The organism is Pseudomonas asplenii (assembly GCF_900105475.1).
In the GTDB taxonomy this organism is placed as follows: Bacteria; Pseudomonadota; Gammaproteobacteria; order Pseudomonadales; family Pseudomonadaceae; genus Aquipseudomonas; species Aquipseudomonas asplenii.
This window is the reverse complement of the sequence record NZ_LT629777.1, coordinates 2,617,495-2,633,758: the sequence shown is the minus strand read 5'-3', so window position 1 is coordinate 2,633,758 and position 16,264 is coordinate 2,617,495. Positions and strand designations below refer to the sequence as shown.

General features: G+C 62.1%; 18 protein-coding genes. 12 read left to right on the top strand and 6 right to left on the bottom strand.

Translation table 11 applies throughout. The features are described from left to right. Nucleotides 1–126 precede the first annotated feature (126 nt). Nucleotides 127–1,164 (bottom strand): rod shape-determining protein MreB, encoded by a 1,038-nt coding sequence (gene mreB / locus BLU37_RS12010; RefSeq protein WP_002555108.1) that lies wholly within the window; start codon nucleotides 1,162–1,164, stop codon nucleotides 127–129. A gap of 210 nt (nucleotides 1,165–1,374) precedes the next feature. On the opposite strand from mreB, the gene gatC reads away from it, so the two are divergent. The 6 genes from gatC (at nucleotide 1,375) to BLU37_RS11980 (ending at nucleotide 6,679) form a co-directional block, all read left to right on the top strand. Then, on the top strand, nucleotides 1,375–1,662 hold the full coding sequence (gatC, locus tag BLU37_RS12005; protein ID WP_010445298.1) for an Asp-tRNA(Asn)/Glu-tRNA(Gln) amidotransferase subunit GatC: 288 nt from the start codon (nucleotides 1,375–1,377) through the stop codon (nucleotides 1,660–1,662). A 16-nt stretch (nucleotides 1,663–1,678) separates the two neighbouring features. Continuing rightward, nucleotides 1,679–3,130, top strand: a complete 1,452-nt coding sequence (gatA, locus tag BLU37_RS12000; RefSeq protein WP_090205077.1) for an Asp-tRNA(Asn)/Glu-tRNA(Gln) amidotransferase subunit GatA — start codon at nucleotides 1,679–1,681, stop codon at nucleotides 3,128–3,130. Between the two features lie 150 nt (nucleotides 3,131–3,280). Next, nucleotides 3,281–4,726 (top strand): Asp-tRNA(Asn)/Glu-tRNA(Gln) amidotransferase subunit GatB, encoded by a 1,446-nt coding sequence (gene gatB, locus BLU37_RS11995; RefSeq protein ID WP_090205074.1) that lies wholly within the window; start codon nucleotides 3,281–3,283, stop codon nucleotides 4,724–4,726. A gap of 87 nt (nucleotides 4,727–4,813) precedes the next feature. Then, nucleotides 4,814–5,185: a septal ring lytic transglycosylase RlpA family protein gene (locus tag BLU37_RS11990; RefSeq protein ID WP_010445301.1), complete on the top strand. Its 372-nt coding sequence runs from the start codon at nucleotides 4,814–4,816 to the stop codon at nucleotides 5,183–5,185. Nucleotides 5,186–5,234: 49 nt separating this feature from the next. After that, nucleotides 5,235–6,287: a calcium/sodium antiporter gene (locus BLU37_RS11985; RefSeq protein WP_090210935.1), complete on the top strand. Its 1,053-nt coding sequence runs from the start codon at nucleotides 5,235–5,237 to the stop codon at nucleotides 6,285–6,287. 11 nt (nucleotides 6,288–6,298) lie between these two features. Beyond that, nucleotides 6,299–6,679 carry a carboxymuconolactone decarboxylase family protein gene (locus BLU37_RS11980; RefSeq protein ID WP_010445303.1) on the top strand — a complete coding sequence of 127 codons (381 nt, stop codon included), beginning with the start codon at nucleotides 6,299–6,301 and terminating at the stop codon, nucleotides 6,677–6,679. 17 nt (nucleotides 6,680–6,696) lie between these two features. Here BLU37_RS11980 and BLU37_RS11975 read toward each other — a convergent pair whose 3' ends face one another. From BLU37_RS11975 to BLU37_RS11965, 3 genes are all read right to left on the bottom strand, one after another. Beyond that, nucleotides 6,697–7,638, bottom strand: coding sequence for an AEC family transporter (locus BLU37_RS11975; RefSeq protein WP_010445304.1), 942 nt, complete (start codon nucleotides 7,636–7,638; stop codon nucleotides 6,697–6,699). Nucleotides 7,639–7,712: 74 nt separating this feature from the next. Continuing rightward, a complete protein-coding gene (locus BLU37_RS11970) occupies nucleotides 7,713–8,186 on the bottom strand; it encodes a WbuC family cupin fold metalloprotein (protein ID WP_090205071.1) in 474 nt (157 codons plus the stop codon). Nucleotides 8,187–8,189: 3 nt separating this feature from the next. Then, entirely contained in the window at nucleotides 8,190–8,747 is a 558-nt protein-coding gene (locus tag BLU37_RS11965; RefSeq protein ID WP_010445307.1) for a hypoxanthine-guanine phosphoribosyltransferase, read from the bottom strand. A 187-nt stretch (nucleotides 8,748–8,934) separates the two neighbouring features. Here BLU37_RS11965 and upp point away from each other — a divergent pair, with 187 nt between their 5' ends. Together upp and BLU37_RS11955 are read left to right on the top strand one after the other, a co-directional pair. Beyond that, nucleotides 8,935–9,573 (top strand): uracil phosphoribosyltransferase, encoded by a 639-nt coding sequence (upp, locus tag BLU37_RS11960; protein WP_010445308.1) that lies wholly within the window; start codon nucleotides 8,935–8,937, stop codon nucleotides 9,571–9,573. A 2-nt stretch (nucleotides 9,574–9,575) separates the two neighbouring features. Further along, on the top strand, nucleotides 9,576–10,847 hold the full coding sequence (locus BLU37_RS11955; protein ID WP_019361979.1) for a uracil-xanthine permease family protein: 1,272 nt from the start codon (nucleotides 9,576–9,578) through the stop codon (nucleotides 10,845–10,847). A gap of 64 nt (nucleotides 10,848–10,911) precedes the next feature. Here BLU37_RS11955 and hemH read toward each other — a convergent pair whose 3' ends face one another. Continuing rightward, nucleotides 10,912–11,937 carry a ferrochelatase gene (gene hemH, locus BLU37_RS11950; protein WP_090205068.1) on the bottom strand — a complete coding sequence of 342 codons (1,026 nt, stop codon included), beginning with the start codon at nucleotides 11,935–11,937 and terminating at the stop codon, nucleotides 10,912–10,914. A 13-nt stretch (nucleotides 11,938–11,950) separates the two neighbouring features. Further along, nucleotides 11,951–12,853 (bottom strand): TIGR01777 family oxidoreductase, encoded by a 903-nt coding sequence (locus BLU37_RS11945; protein ID WP_010445312.1) that lies wholly within the window; start codon nucleotides 12,851–12,853, stop codon nucleotides 11,951–11,953. A gap of 188 nt (nucleotides 12,854–13,041) precedes the next feature. On the opposite strand from BLU37_RS11945, the gene BLU37_RS11940 reads away from it, so the two are divergent. From BLU37_RS11940 to BLU37_RS11925, 4 genes are all read left to right on the top strand, one after another. Then, complete coding sequence (locus BLU37_RS11940) at nucleotides 13,042–14,028, top strand: NAD(P)/FAD-dependent oxidoreductase (protein ID WP_090205065.1); 987 nt, start codon at nucleotides 13,042–13,044, stop codon at nucleotides 14,026–14,028. Next, on the top strand, nucleotides 14,025–14,243 hold the full coding sequence (locus tag BLU37_RS11935) for a TIGR02450 family Trp-rich protein (protein ID WP_090205062.1): 219 nt from the start codon (nucleotides 14,025–14,027) through the stop codon (nucleotides 14,241–14,243). The genes BLU37_RS11940 and BLU37_RS11935 overlap by 4 nt, the downstream gene beginning before the upstream one ends. 118 nt (nucleotides 14,244–14,361) lie before the next feature. Continuing rightward, nucleotides 14,362–15,324 carry a YbgA family protein gene (locus tag BLU37_RS11930; protein ID WP_172833099.1) on the top strand — a complete coding sequence of 321 codons (963 nt, stop codon included), beginning with the start codon at nucleotides 14,362–14,364 and terminating at the stop codon, nucleotides 15,322–15,324. A gap of 2 nt (nucleotides 15,325–15,326) precedes the next feature. Then, nucleotides 15,327–16,262 carry a MerR family transcriptional regulator gene (locus BLU37_RS11925; RefSeq protein WP_090205057.1) on the top strand — a complete coding sequence of 312 codons (936 nt, stop codon included), beginning with the start codon at nucleotides 15,327–15,329 and terminating at the stop codon, nucleotides 16,260–16,262. Nucleotides 16,263–16,264 lie beyond the last annotated feature (2 nt).

Below are 16,264 nucleotides of genomic sequence, written 5' to 3'. Positions count from 1 at the left end.
GCAAATAGACATTTTATTCATACGGCATCAAACCGGCCCGGATGCAGATTGACAGAAGATAAACGCAACAGGCAGCACTGCAAAGTGCTGCCTGATAATGGACCGTCATAACGTCTGCCAGCGAACTTACTCGCTGGAGAGCAGATCCATGGTGTGCTTGTCCATCATTTCCAGAGCACGGCCACCACCACGCGCCACACAGGTCAGCGGGTCTTCGGCAACGATCACCGGCAGACCGGTTTCCTGGGCCAGCAGCTTGTCGAGGTCACGCAACAACGCACCACCACCGGTCAGCACCAGGCCGCGCTCGGCGATGTCCGAAGCCAGTTCCGGAGGCGACTGCTCCAGCGCGCTCTTGACTGCCTGGACGATGGTCGCCAGGGATTCCTGCAGCGCTTCGAGCACCTCGTTGGAATTGAGGGTAAAGGCACGTGGCACACCTTCGGCCAGGTTACGGCCGCGCACGTCGACTTCACGAACTTCGCCGCCTGGGTAGGCTGTGCCGATTTCCTGCTTGATACGCTCGGCGGTGGATTCACCGATCAGGCTGCCGTAATTGCGGCGCACGTAGGTGATGATCGCTTCGTCGAAACGGTCGCCGCCAACGCGTACGGATTCGGCGTAGACCACACCGTTCAGCGAGATCAGCGCGATTTCCGTGGTACCGCCACCGATATCGACAACCATCGAGCCACGGGCTTCCTCGACCGGCAGACCGGCACCGATCGCGGCGGCCATCGGCTCCTCGATCAGGAACACTTCACGGGCACCAGCACCCAGTGCCGATTCACGGATGGCACGACGCTCGACCTGGGTCGACTTGCACGGCACGCAGATCAGCACACGTGGGCTGGGCTGCAGGAAGCTGTTTTCGTGAACCTTGTTGATAAAGTACTGCAGCATCTTTTCACAGACGCTGAAGTCGGCGATCACGCCATCCTTCATCGGACGAATGGCAGCAATGTTGCCCGGTGTACGACCTAGCATGCGCTTGGCTTCGGTGCCGACGGCGACGACACTTTTCTGATTGCCATGGGTGCGAATCGCAACAACCGATGGCTCATTCAGGACGATACCGCGCTCGCGCACGTAAATAAGGGTGTTGGCTGTACCCAGGTCGATGGAAAGATCGCTGGAAAACATGCCACGCAGTTTCTTGAACATTGGAAAGGGACCCTGGGCAACGCGTGGGTAAAAAAGTGCGGCAAACTCTAACAACGACGGGGATTTTGGGCAAGGCGCCAATATGTTAAATTAGGCGTTTTTCCGAGCACCATCCCATACAATCGCGGCCATGTGACCGTAGAAATGCGGTAGTGTTCCGACAATTTAACACACGGACAGCTTCCATTCTGTTTTCCACTGGAGATTCCCATGGCGCTTGACCGCTCCGACGTGGAAAAAATCGCTCACCTGGCCCGCCTGGACCTGGTCGTAGACGATATTCCACGCACCACTGAAGCTCTGAACAGCATTCTGGGTCTGGTCGACCAGATGCAGGCTGTCGATACCGACGGTATCGAACCCCTTGCCCACCCACTGGAAGCGAGCCAGCGCCTGCGCGCCGACGCCGTGACCGAGCGCAATAACCGCGAGGCCTATCAGTCCATCGCACCAGCGGTCGAAAACGGCCTGTACCTGGTTCCGAAAGTCATCGACTAAAGGGAAAGAGCCTGCAATGCATCAAATGACTCTGGCCGAGATCGCCCGCGGACTCGCCGACAAGAAGTTTTCCGCCGAAGAACTGACCCGCACCCTGCTGGCGCGCATTGCCCAGCTCGACCCGCAGATCAACAGCTTCATCAGCCTCACCGAGGAACTGGCCCTGCAACAGGCCAAGGCCGCCGACGTGCGTCGCGCCAATGGCGAAAGCGGTGCCCTGCTCGGCGCACCGATCGGCCACAAGGACCTGTTCTGCACCCAGGGCGTGCGCACCAGCTGCGGCTCGAAGATGCTCGACAACTTCAAGGCGCCCTACGATGCCACCGTGGTGGCCAAACTCGCCGCTGCCGGCGCGGTGACCCTGGGCAAGACCAACATGGACGAATTCGCCATGGGCTCGGCCAACGAATCGAGCCACTACGGCAAGGTCAAGAACCCGTGGAACCTGGAGCACGTGCCGGGCGGTTCGTCCGGCGGTTCGGCTGCGGCCGTTGCCGCGCGCCTGCTGCCTGCGGCCACCGCGACCGACACCGGCGGCTCGATCCGCCAGCCTGCTGCGTTCACCAACCTCACCGGCCTGAAGCCGACCTACGGTCGTGTCTCGCGCTGGGGCATGATCGCCTATGCCTCCAGCCTCGACCAGGGTGGCCCTCTGGCCCGCACCGCCGAAGACTGCGCACTGCTGCTGCAAGGCATGGCCGGTTTCGACCCGCAGGACTCCACCAGCATCGATGAGCCGGTGCCGGACTACAGCGCCAGCCTGAACGACTCGCTGCAGGGCCTGCGCATCGGCGTGCCGAAGGAATACTTCAGCGCCGGTCTCGACCCGCGCATCGCCGAGCGGGTGCACGCCAGCATCAAGGAGCTGGAAAAGCTCGGCGCGGTGATCAAGGAGATCAGCCTGCCGAACAACCAGCACGCGATCCCTGCCTACTACGTGATCGCACCGGCCGAGGCCTCGTCCAACCTGTCGCGTTTCGACGGCGTGCGCTTCGGCCATCGCTGCGAAAACCCGAAAGACCTCACCGACCTGTACAAGCGCTCCCGTGGCGAAGGTTTCGGCGCCGAAGTGCAGCGCCGGATCATGGTCGGCACCTACGCCCTGTCGGCCGGCTATTACGATGCCTACTACCTCAAGGCGCAGAAGATCCGCCGCCTGATCAAGAACGACTTCATGAACGCCTTCAAGGAAGTCGACGTCATTCTCGGCCCGACCACGCCCAACCCGGCCTGGAAGATCGGCGCCAAGAACAACGATCCGGTCGCCGAGTATCTGGAAGACTTCTACACCATCACCGCCAACCTCGCGGGTCTGCCGGGCTTGTCCATGCCAGCGGGTTTCGTCGACGGCTTGCCGGTCGGCGTGCAATTGCTTGCCCCGTATTTCCAGGAAGGCCGCTTGCTCAACGTTGCGCACCAGTATCAGTTACACACTGACTGGCACACCCGCACCCCCCAGGGGTTTTGAAGCGACTGCGCTCGGCAAGGCTGCGTTGAAAGCTGACTCGTAATGCTCATTGACTAATGTCAACTCCGCTTACTCGTCAGCTTTCGCCTTGCCTTACCTTCGCTCGTAACGCTTCAAAAGTCCCCTGGAACGATTTCGAGGAGAAACACCATGCAATGGGAAGTCGTGATCGGGCTGGAGATTCACACCCAGCTCGCCACCCAATCGAAGATTTTCTCCGGCAGCTCGACCACTTTCGGCTCCGAACCCAACACCCAGGCCAGCCTGGTTGACCTGGGCATGCCTGGCGTACTGCCGGTGCTGAACCAGGAAGCGGTACACATGGCGGTGAAGTTCGGCCTGGCGATCGACGCCGAGATCGGCCAGCACAACGTGTTCGCCCGCAAGAACTACTTCTACCCGGACCTGCCCAAGGGCTACCAGATCAGCCAGATGGAACTGCCGATCGTCGGCAAGGGCCACCTGGACATTACCCTGGAAGACGGCACGGTCAAACGTATCGGCGTGACCCGCGCGCACCTGGAAGAGGATGCCGGCAAGAGCCTGCACGAAGACTTCAGCGGCGCCACCGGCATCGACCTGAACCGTGCGGGCACCCCGCTGCTGGAAATCGTCTCCGAACCGGACATGCGCAGCGCCAAGGAGGCCGTGGCCTACGTCAAGGCGATCCACGCACTGGTGCGCTACCTGGGCATCTGCGACGGCAACATGGCCGAAGGCTCGCTGCGCTGCGACTGCAACGTCTCGATCCGCCCCAAGGGCCAGGTCGAGTTCGGCACCCGCTGCGAGATCAAGAACGTCAACTCGTTCCGTTTCATCGAGAAGGCGATCAACAGCGAAGTACAGCGCCAGATCGAGCTGATCGAGGACGGTGGCAAGGTTATCCAGCAAACCCGCCTGTACGATCCGAACAAGGACGAAACCCGCGCCATGCGCAGCAAGGAGGAAGCCAACGACTATCGTTACTTCCCCGATCCAGACCTGCTGCCGGTGGTCATCGAGGACTCGTTCCTGGCTGACGTACGTGCCAACCTGCCGGAACTGCCGCCGCAGAAACGCGAGCGCTTCCAGTCGCAGTACGGTCTGTCGCTGTACGACGCCAGCGTCCTGGCCTCGAGCCGCGAGCAGGCGGAATACTTCGAACAGGTGGTCGCCATCAGCACCGACGCCAAGCTGGCGGCCAACTGGGTCATGGTCGAGCTGGGCAGCCTGCTGAACAAGCTGGGCGTGGAAATCGACCAGGCGCCGGTCACCGCCGAGCAACTGGGCGGCATGCTGCTGCGGATCAAGGACAACACCATCTCCGGCAAGATCGCCAAGACCGTGTTCGAGGCCATGGCCAACGGCGAAGGCAGCGCCGATCAGGTGATCGAGGCCCGTGGCCTGAAACAGGTCACCGACACCGGCGCGATCGAGAAGGTACTGGACGAAGTGCTGGCGGCCAACGCCGAGCAGGTCGAGCAGTACCGTGCAGCGGATGAGGCCAAGCGCGGCAAGATGTTCGGCTTCTTCGTCGGCCAGGCGATGAAGGCGTCCAAGGGCAAGGCCAACCCGCAACAGGTGAACGAGCTGCTCAAGAGCAAGCTCGAAGGCTGATAGCACCCACGTGTGCGGGCAACCCCGGGGTGAGGAGGCACGTCTCCTCACCCCAACCGCCTGGCAAGGCACCACCGAGGACATCCCATGAAGCGTCTGCTTGCCGCCTTTGCCTTCCTCTCTCTGCTGGCCGGTTGCGCCACCCACGATATCGACCCGCGCGGCTACGACGAAACCGGTACGGCGTCCTATTACGGTCGCAAGCATCACGGCAAGCGCACCGCCAGCGGCGAGACCTTCGACCAGAACGCACTGACCGCCGCCCACCGCCAATTGCCCTTCGGCACCCGGGTGAAAATTACCAACCTCGCCAACGACCGAAGCGTCGTGGTCCGTATCAATGATCGCGGCCCGCACACCCGTGGGCGCCTGATCGATGTTTCCCGACAAGCCGCCGAACAGTTGGGCATGCTACAAAGTGGCACCGCACGCGTGCGCGTCCAGAGCCTCAACGACTGATTCCGGGAGCCCCGCCATTTTCGGATTGACCCAACTGCCGATCCTGAGCCTGATCCAACTGCTCGGCGGCCTGTTACTGCTGATCATCGGCGCCGAATTGCTGGTGCGCGCGGCCGTCCGCCTGGCCGCCAGCGTGCGGGTACGCCCGTTGCTGATCGGCCTGACCATCGTCGCCTTCGGCAGCAGCGCGCCACAAATGGCCGTCAGCCTGCAGGCGGCCTTCCAGGAAAACGCCGATATCGCGGTCGGCAGCGTGATTGGCAGTAACATCTTCAATACGCTGGTGACCCTGGGCCTCTCGGCGCTGATCATTCCCTTGCGGGTGTCGCGCCAACTGGTGCGCCTGGATATCCCGCTGATGATCGTCGCCAGTCTGCTGATCTTCGGCCTGGCCTTCAATGAAGAATTGGGTCGTCTCGACGGCATGCTGATGCTGCTGATATTTGCGCTGTACCTGGGATTACTCCTGCGCACTTCGCAAAACAGCCAGACGCCCCATACCCAGGCGCCGCAAACGCATCGCCGGCGCGCACCCTGGGTCAGCAGCGTCTTCTGGATGCTGCTCGGCCTGGCCCTGCTGACCCTCGCCGGGCGCTTGCTGCTCGACGCCGCCGTGGAGGTGGCCACGGAACTGGGCTTGTCGGAACGGATCATCGGCCTGACAGTGGTTGCGGTCGGCACCTCGCTGCCCCAGTTGGCCACGTCGCTGATCGCCGCCCTGCGCGGTCAACGGGATATCGCTGTCGGCAACGTGATCGGCGGCAACCTGTTCAACCTGCTGGGGGTACTCGGAGTGACCGCACTGATCGCCCCCGAGCCGCTATCGGTATCCCCCAATGCGCTGTCGTTCGACCTGCCGGTGATGCTCGGCGTCGCGTTACTGTGCTGGCCGGTGTTCTACTCCGGTTATCGCATCACCCGCGCCGAGGGCCTGCTGTTTCTCGGCCTTTACCTGGCCTACGGACTGCACGTGGTGTGGTTCACCACCGGCATGCCAATGGCGGTGCGCCTGGAACACCTGATGCTGTTTTTCGTCTTGCCGGCGCTGGGGGCGTACCTGCTGTTCAGCACGCTCAGAGCCTGGCGGCGCCAACATTCCTAGGAGTCACTGCAATGACCGATCAGAAAAAACCCGGCGTCGAGATGCGTCGCCAGGTCATGGGCGATGCATTCGTCGACCGCGCCCTGGGCAATGCCACCGAGTTCAGCCAGCCGCTGCAGGATTTCGTCAATGAACATGCCTGGGGCAGTGTCTGGAATCGTGAGGGGCTACCGCTCAAGACCCGCAGCCTGATCACCCTGGCCGCGCTGACCGCCCTCAAGTGCCCGCAGGAACTCAAGGGCCACGTACGCGGTGCGCTGAACAACGGCTGCACCGTGGAGGAAATCCGCGAGGCGCTGCTACATTGCGCGGTGTATGCCGGCGTGCCGGCGGCGATCGACGCCTTCCGTGCCGCCCAGGAAGTCATCGACACCTACCAGCAAGCCGACTGACTCGCCACAAGGGCCGCTTAGATCCAGCCGCCCCACTGCAGGACGAAAATGCCGATATTGGTGGTCAGTGCCGCCATCAGCGTGGTGATCACGATGATCGCGGCGGCCAGCTCATGATTGCCATTGGCCGCACGGGCCATGACAAAACTGGCCGCCGCCGTGGGACTGGCGAAGTACAGGAACAGGATACCCAGTTCCGCACCACGAAAACCGCAGAGCCAGGCACCCAGGGTGGAGAACAGCGGCATGCCGACCATTTTCACCAGGCTGGCGCTCAACGCCATGTCACCACTCTTGCGCAGCGCCGCCAGAGACAAGGTGCCGCCAATGCAGATCAGTGCCAATGGCAGGGTCATCTGCGCCAGGTAGTTGCCGGAAGTCTCCAGCCAGCCGGGCAGGCCGATCTGGAAATAGGCAAAGGGCGCCGCCGCGATCACACTGATGATCAGCGGGTTGCTCAGCACGCTCTTGCTGATACTCCAGGGATCGGATTTGATCACCGGACTGTAGACCGCCAGAACGATGGTCGACAGGGTGTTGTAGAACAGGATCACCAGCGCCGCGAGAATAGCCCCGAGGGAAATCCCGTAGTCGCCATACATGCTGGCGGCCAGCGCCAGGCCGATCACCCCGTTGTTGCCACGAAAGGCCCCCTGGGTATAAATCCCACGGTCCTCTCTGGGACAACGCCAGATGGCCCAGCCCCAGGCCCCGGCGAATGACACCAGGGTAGCAACGGCAAAATAGCCCAGCACCGCAGGCTTGAGCGCCGAATGCAGATCGGCGTGAATAATGCCGAGGAACAACAGCGCCGGCATGGTGACGTTGAACACCAACGCCGAAGCGGTGTGGATGAAGTTGTCGTTGATCCAGCCCACCCGCTTGAGCGCCACGCCCAGGAACAACATGGCGAAAACCGGCGCAGTGATGGTCAATGTACCGAGAAAGATGGCCAGCATGCCCTGAAAACCCGTTGCCTGTCGTTAGGGGGCTAATGATACGGCAAAGTCGCCCATCTTTCTGTGCAAGCTGTTCAGTCGAACTGCGCGCGCATCCAGGCCTGATAGTCGGCAACGCCCGCCTCGCCTTCACGCGGGGCCCAGGCCGCCAGTTCGCCCTCACCCACGGGGCGATAGGGGCCGGCTTTGCACTCGAACATCACCGTATCGGGTTCAAGCACCACCAAACCGTGGAATACCCCGGCCGGCAGATCCACCGCCGGGCACTCGCCACCCGCCTGCAGGACGCGCCGTACCAGCACCTGACCGTGCTCGTCGAACACCAGCAGACCCAGGCTGCCTCTGAGCACCAACAGGGTTTCCGCCTTGTCCGCACTCAGGTGTCGATGGGGCGGCACATAGGTACTCGGCTGCAAGCCAACTGCCATGCGGTGGCATGGCTCGTCCATCTGATGGAAGTTGTGGTGCGTACGCCCACGCGGACTGGCCGCAGCCTTCGCGGCCAGGTCGGCAAACAACGTCGAATCGAGAAAGCTGGGCGCAGCCATGGGTTACAGGCCCTTGACCGCAAAGATGCCGGCAGCGTTACGCCAGTAACCCTTGTAGTCCATGCCATAACCGAAGATGTAACGGTCTATGCACGGCAGGCCGACGTAATCGGCCTTGAGGTCCGGACGGGCCTTGCGGTCGTGCTCCTTGTCGATCAGCACGGCAGTGTGCACCTGGCGGGCACCGGCGTGCTTGCAGAAGTCGATGATCGCGCCGAGGGTGTGACCTTCGTCGAGGATGTCATCGATGATCAGGACGTCGCGGTCGATGAACGACACTTCCGGCTTGGCCTTCCAGAACAGCTCGCCGCCGCTGGTTTCGTTGCGGTAACGGGTGGCGTGCAGGTAAGAGGCTTCCAGCGGGAAGTCGAGACAAGTCAGCAGTTTGCCGGCGAAAATCAGGCCGCCGTTCATCACGCAGAACACCACCGGGTTGCGCTCGGCCAACTCGGCATTGATCTGCGCGCCGACACGGGCAATCGCCGCCTCGACTTCAGCGTTGGTGTACAGACAGTCGGCTTCGCGCATGACTTGACGGATATGCTCGAGATCAGCGGACATGGCGCTCTCCAAAAGGGACTCAAATGGAACTTGTGCAGAGGGCTGCGCAAGAAAAGCGGGCAAAGGTACGCACCCGCGCAGGCCAGATCAAGCGTTTCTGGACTAACGTACTACGGGTCTATAGGACATAAACCCCGGATAGATTAATCTAGACCGGTTTTTTTGCCCGCCGTCGGAGCCTTTCCCTATGCCCATCCGTGAGATCCGCCATCCGCTGATCCGTCACAAGCTCGGTCTCATGCGCCGCGCAGACATTAGCACGAAGAACTTCCGTGAGCTTGCCCAGGAAGTCGGAGCGTTGCTGACCTACGAAGCAACCAAGGATCTGCCCCTCGAAACCTATGACATCGAAGGCTGGTGCGGCACCGTCCAAGTCGAGAAGATCGCCGGTAAGAAAATTACCGTTGTTCCGATCCTGCGGGCCGGCATCGGCATGCTCGAAGGCGTACTCAGCCTGATTCCAGGTGCCAAGGTCAGCGCCGTGGGCGTGGCCCGCAACGAGGAAACCCTCGAAGCCCATACCTACCTGGAAAAACTGGTGCCGGAAATCGACGAGCGCCTGGCGATGATCATCGATCCGATGCTCGCCACCGGTGGTTCAATGGTCGCCACCATCGACCTGCTGAAGAAAGCCGGTTGCAAGGATATCTGCGCCATGGTGCTGGTCGCTGCGCCGGAAGGTATCGCCGTGGTCGAAAAAGCCCACCCGGACGTCACCCTCTACACCGCCTCCATCGACGAAAAACTGAATGAGCACGGCTACATCATTCCGGGCCTCGGCGATGCGGGCGACAAGATCTTCGGCACCAAGCAGAAGGACGCCTGAACATGCAGGATGAGTTCAACGACCCGCTCTGGCGCACGGTGCTGTCGGGCGCACAGATGCTCTTCGTAGCCTTCGGCGCGCTGGTGCTGATGCCGCTGATTACCGGGCTGGACCCGAATGTCGCGCTGTTCACGGCGGGCCTTGGGACTCTGCTGTTCCAATTGGTCACCGGCCGCCAGGTACCGGTGTTCCTGGCATCGAGCTTTGCCTTCATCACCCCGATCATTCTCGCCAAGGGCCAGTTCGGCCTCGCCGCGACCATGGGGGGGGTGATGGCGGCAGGCTTCGTCTACACCTTCCTCGGCCTGGCCGTGAAGATCAAGGGCACCGGTTTCATCGACCGCCTGCTGCCGCCCGTGGTGATTGGCCCGGTGGTCATCTCCATTGGCCTGGCGATGGCGCCGATTGCCGCGAACATGGCGATGGGCAAGGCCGGCGACGGCAGCGAACTGATCCCCTACCGCACGGCGATGCTGATTTCCATGCCGGCCCTGCTGACCACCCTGATTGTCGCGGTGTTCGGCAAGGGGATTTTCCGTCTGGTACCAATCATTTCCGGGGTACTGGTGGGCTTTGCCATGTCGTTCTACTTCGGCGTGGTCGACACCGCGAAGATCGCTGCGGCGCCTTGGCTGGCACTGCCGCACTTTACCGCTCCGGAGTTCAACTGGCAGGCGATCCTGTTCATCGTGCCGGTGGCGCTGGCGCCGGCCATCGAGCATATCGGTGGGGTGATCGCGGTCGGTAGCGTGACCGGTCGCGACTACCTGAAGAAGCCCGGCCTGCATCGCACCCTGCTCGGTGACGGCATCGCCACCACGGCGGCCGGCCTGTTCGGTGGCCCGCCCAACACCACCTATGCCGAAGTCACCGGCGCGGTGATGCTGACCAAGAACTACAACCCGAAAATCATGACCTGGGCGGCGATCTTCGCCATCAGCCTGGCGTTCATCGGCAAGTTCGGTGCGCTGCTGCAGAGCATTCCGGTGCCGGTGATGGGCGGGATTCTGTGCCTGCTGTTCGGCTCTATCGCGGCGGTGGGCATGAACACCCTGATTCGCCACAAGATCGACCTGGGCGAAGCGCGCAATCTGGTGATCGTCTCGGTGACGCTGGTGTTTGGCATCGGCGGCGTACTGGTGGGCAGTGGCACCGGCCCCGACGATTTCGGCCTCAAGGGCATAGCCCTGTGTGCGGTGGTCGCGATTGCGCTGAACCTGATCCTGCCGGGTAACGATGGCTGGAAGAAGAAGACCGACGAACCGCTGGTGTAATCACTGCCGCTCGCCACAAGGCCAACCCTTGTGGCGAGCGGGCAAGCCCGCTCACCACACAAGCCTATGAAACCAACGGCGCTCGCTCACAGAGCGTGTTCAGCGCCACCGCCCACTGCGGCTCATCATTCAGGCAGGGCACCAGCACCAACTCCTCGCCCCCGGCCTCGATGAACTGCTCGCGCCCGCGATCACCAATTTCTTCGAGCGTCTCGATGCAGTCGGCGACAAACGCCGGGCACATCACCAGCAGTTTCTTCACGCCGGCCTTGGCCAACTCATCCAGGCGCGCCTCGGTATAGGGCTCAATCCACTTCGCCCGCCCCAGCCGGGACTGGAACGATACCGACCACTGCCCATCCGCCAGGCCCATGTGCTCGGCAAACGCCGCTGCGGTACGCAGGCATTGGGCGCGATAGCAGGTAGCAAGCACGGCGGGTGAAGCATTTCGACAGCAGTCTGCATCCTTGAGGCAGTGGCTGCCGGTAGGATCGAGCTTGGTCAAGTGACGCTCCGGCAAGCCGTGGAAACTCAACAGCAAATGATCGAAACCCTGCTCCAGGTGCGGCTTGGCACTGGCGACAAGCGCCTCGATATATTCCGGCTGATCGTAGAACGGTTGCAGGAGGGAGAACTGCACATTCAGCCGCCGCTCCTTGACCACCCGCCGCGCCTCTTCGATCACCGTGGTCACCGTGCTGTCGGCAAACTGCGGATACAACGGCGCCAATGTCACCTTGCGAATGCCCTGCGCCGACAGCCGGGTCAGCACCGACTCAAGCGACGGCTCGCCATAACGCATCGCCAGTTCCACAGGCCCCTGGGTCCACTGGGCCGTCATCTGCTGCTGCAGGCGCCGACTCAGCACCACCAAAGGCGAACCCTCCTCCCACCAGATCGAGGCATAGGCATGGGCCGACTGCTCGGGTCGCTTGATCAGGATCAGCGACACCAACAGACGACGAACCGGCCAGGGCAGGTCGATCACATACGGATCCATGAGGAACTGATTGAGATAGCTGCGCACATCGGCCACCGAAGTAGAAGCCGGCGAACCCAGGTTGACCAGTAGCAGCGCGTGATCGGTCATGCAATGTCCTATGTCAGAGGCGACCCGACAAATCGTCGAGGGCCGCGGGCAGATCGGTAAACTGAAATACGAAGCCGGCATCCAGCAAGCGCTTGGGCACCGCACGCTGACCACCGAGCAATAATTGCGACAACTCGCCAAGGCCAACCCGCAGGATCAGGGCCGGCAGCGGGATCAGCGCCGGACGCCGCAGCACCCGGCCCAACGCCTTGGCGAAGGCACGATTGCGCACCGGCTTGGGCGCGCAGGCATTATAAGGACCGCTGGCGTCACTGCGGTTAAGAAGAAAATCAATCAGGGCGATTTGATCCTGCAGGTGAATCCAGGGCATCCACTGCCGGCCATTGCCAATCGGGCCGCCCAGGCACAGTTTGAACGGCAGCAACAGCCGCGACAAAAAGCCGCCTTCGGCCGCCAGCACCAGCCCCGTGCGCAATAACACCACACGCATGCCCAGCGCCTGCGCACGCTGCGCGGTTTCCTCCCAGGCGATACACAACCGGCTGGCGAAATCCTCGCTGACCGGGGGCGAATCCTCGCTCAGTTCACGCTCCCCACCGTCGCCATACCACCCCACCGCCGACCCGGAAATCAACACCGCCGGACGTTGCTCAAGGCCTTCGAGCCAACTCAGCAGGGTTTCCGTCAGCTGGATGCGACTGCTCCAGAGCAGCGCCTTGCGCCGGTGGGTCCAGGGCCGTTCGGCAATCGGTGCGCCGGCCAGATTGACCACCGCATCCAGCGGCTCGCCAGCAAGATCTTCCAGATCTCGCACACCCCGTACCTGATCCCCACACAGCCGGGCGACATCCTCGGGCCGGCGACTCCAGACCGTCAGGCGATGGCCCTGCGCCAACCAGTGTGCGCACAAGCGACGCCCGATCAAACCAGTACCGCCTGTCAGCAATATGTGCATGAAAGCGTCCTCGTGTAACATTTTGCCAAGTGCGTTAGTCTACTTTTATAAGCAGGAATGTTTTCTTCTCGACTGTTTTAACCATAGGACAGCTTGGCATGACAGGCAGGTCGTAACTTATACCTAAAAATAATATTGTACAGGTTTTGCCGACGGCGTAGTCTGTGCAAACAGGTAACGAGGTCCCAATGACTGTACCTATCGCAATAATTGGTGCCGGTATCGCCGGACTCTCAGCCGCCCGCGCGTTGCAAGCTGCGGGGCATGCCATCGAATTGTTCGACAAGAGCCGCGGCAGCGGCGGACGGATGTCGAGCAAGCGCAGCGACGCCGGCTCGCTGGACATGGGCGCTCAATACTTCACCGCCCGCGACCGCCGCTTCGTCAACGAAGTGCAGCGCTGGCAGGCCCAGGGCTGGGTCGCCGAGTGGGATCCCAAGCTCTACACCTGGCAGAACGGCCAGCTCAATCTCTCGCCGGACGAGCAGACACGCTGGGTCGGCACACCGCGCATGAGTGCGATTACCCGCGGCCTGCTGGGCGAACTGTCCAGCCACTTCAGTTGCCGTATCACCGAAGTCTTCCGCGGCGAACAGCACTGGCACCTGCAGGATTCCGAAGGCGTCACATACGGCCCGTTCAGCCATGTCGTCATCGCCACGCCAGCCCCCCAGGCCACCGCCCTGCTCGCCGCCGCGCCGAAACTCGCGGGGGCTGCTGCCGGCGTGCAGATGGAACCGACCTGGGCGGTCGCCCTGGCATTCGAGACCGCACTGCAAACGCCAATGGAAGGCTGCTTCGTGCAAGACAGCCCCCTCGACTGGCTAGCCCGCAACCGCAGCAAACCGGGGCGCGACAATCATCTCGACACCTGGGTCCTGCACGCCACCAGCAGTTGGAGCAAGCAGCATCTGGACCTGCCCAAGGAGGCGGTGATCGAGCATCTGCACGGCGCCTTCGCCGAACTGCTGCACATCACCATGCCCGCGCCCACCTTCACCCTCGCCCACCGCTGGCTCTATGCGCGGCCGGCCGGAGCCCGCGAATGGGGCGCCCTGGCCGACGCCGACCTGGGCTTGTACGTCTGTGGCGACTGGTGCCTGTCCGGCCGGGTCGAAGGGGCCTGGCTCAGCGGCCAAGAGGCGTCCCGTCGCTTGCTGGAGCACCTTGAGTGAACCGCATCAACCCCCATAAGCTGCTGCTGTCGAAATGGACAGCAGCCCAACCGGAAAACCGTGAAAAACACTTCCTGGTCACCGAGCTGTTCCATGATGAAACCGGCACACTGGTGCTGGAGCTGGAACTGCAAGCAGTGCTGACGCGACGCAACCAACGCATCCCCTGGCAAAACCTGCAGAACGCCGAACGATGGCGCATGGGCTGGCGATAGCCGAGCCGAGCAACCCTGTACAAAGAAATTGACTTGTACAAGATAGAACCTATGATGACACTCAGTTGTACAAGAAAAAACGCTTGTACAAGTAAATCGTCGAGGTTCCTCCATGCCCATGCCCAGCGACCCCGTCCTCAAACCAAAGATTGCCATCAGTGCCTGCCTGATGGGCGCTGAAGTGCGCTACAACGGCGGACACAAGCAATCGCAATTGTGCCGACACAGCCTCAGCGAGCATTTCGACTTTATACCGATCTGCCCGGAAGTAGCGATCGGCCTGGGCACACCTCGCGAACCGATCCGCCTGGTGGGGGATCCACAGCAGCCCAGGGCGGTGGGCACCGTGCATGCGGAGCATGACGTCAGCCAGGCGCTGGCCGACTACGGCACGCGCATGGCGGGCGAACTGACGGATATCTGCGGCTACATCTTCATGCAGAAATCACCCTCCTGCGGACTGGAACGGGTCAAGGTCTATCAGGACCGTGGACGCCCCGCCGAACATGCCGGACGTGGCCTGTTCGCCGCCGCCTTCTGCTCTTTGCAACCTGATCTGCCGGTTGAGGAAGAGGGGCGCCTGAATGACCCGGTACTGCGTGAAAACTTCCTGACCCGGGTGTTGGCTTACGCCGACTGGCAGCAATTGCTTGCCAACGGCCTTACCCGCCGCACTCTCACCGACTTCCACTCGCGCTACAAATATCTGCTGATGGCCCACAACCCGGTGCAATACAAGGTGCTGGGCCATCTGCTGGGCAGCATGGGCAAGGCGGATGCACACGAGATCGGCCCGCGCTATTTCAGCGAGCTGATGAGCGCCCTGAAAAAATGTGCCACCCGTCGCACCCACACAAATGTCCTGCAGCACCTCAGCGGCTACCTGAAGCAATCCATCAGCAGCGAAGACAAAGAGGAAATGCAGCAGTTGATCGGCCAGTACCGTCAAGGCATCGTTCCGCTGGTGGTACCGCTGACTCTGCTCAAGCACCACTTTCGCCAATACCCCGATCCCTACGTGGGACTGCAGGTCTACCTGCAACCCCATCCGGAAAACCTCAGCCTGCGAAACTCGATCTGATCATGCCCAAACCGCTCCCCGAAGACGATGAATCCCATCCCGATTATGTCAATGCGCTGGCCGCCGGCTGGTTGCCGATTCGCGAAGTGGCCCGACAGACCGGGGTCAATGCGGTCACCTTGCGCGCATGGGAGCGCCGTTATGGCCTGATCGTGCCGCATCGCACGGCCAAGGGCCACCGGCTCTTCTCCGCCGAGCATGTGCAGCGTATCCAGGCGATCCTGACCTGGTTGAATCGCGGGGTGGCGGTACGGCAGGTCAAACAGTTGCTCGACGCCCCTCAGCCCCCTGCCGAAGCGCCGGAAAACGACTGGCATCGCTTGCACCATGACCTGGTCCAGGCCATTGGCCGCCTGGACGAGCGCCAGGTCGACGACCGCTTCAACCAGGCGATGTCGCTGTACCCACCGCGTACCGTCTGCGAGCAGTTGCTCATCCCCCTGCTGGCCGAACTTGAGCAACGCTGGCAAGGTCAGTTCGGCGGACAGATGGAGCGGACGTTCTTCTATTCCTGGCTGCGCAGCAAGCTGGGCGCGCGGATCTATCACAACAACCGCCAACTCAAGGGCGCGCCTCTGTTGCTGGTCAATCAGTCAGACCTGCCGCTCGAACCGCACCTGTGGCTGACCGCCTGGCTGGCCAGCAGCGCCGATTGTCCGGTGGAAGTCTTCGACTGGCCGCTGCCGCCCGGCGAACTGGCCCTGGCCCTCGAACACCTCAAGGCGCGCGCACTGCTCCTCTACTCCAGCAAGACCCTGAACCTGACGGCCCTGCCCAAGCTACTGAGCGGCATCGAACACCCCGTACTGATCGCCGGCGCTTCGGTGTGCATTCATGCAGCCGAGCTGCAGGCCTGTACCGACGAGTTCCCCGGACTGAGCCTCGTCCAGGATCCGTTGTCGGCCTGCCAGAGCCTGACCCGGCTTGGCCTGCTCTGACG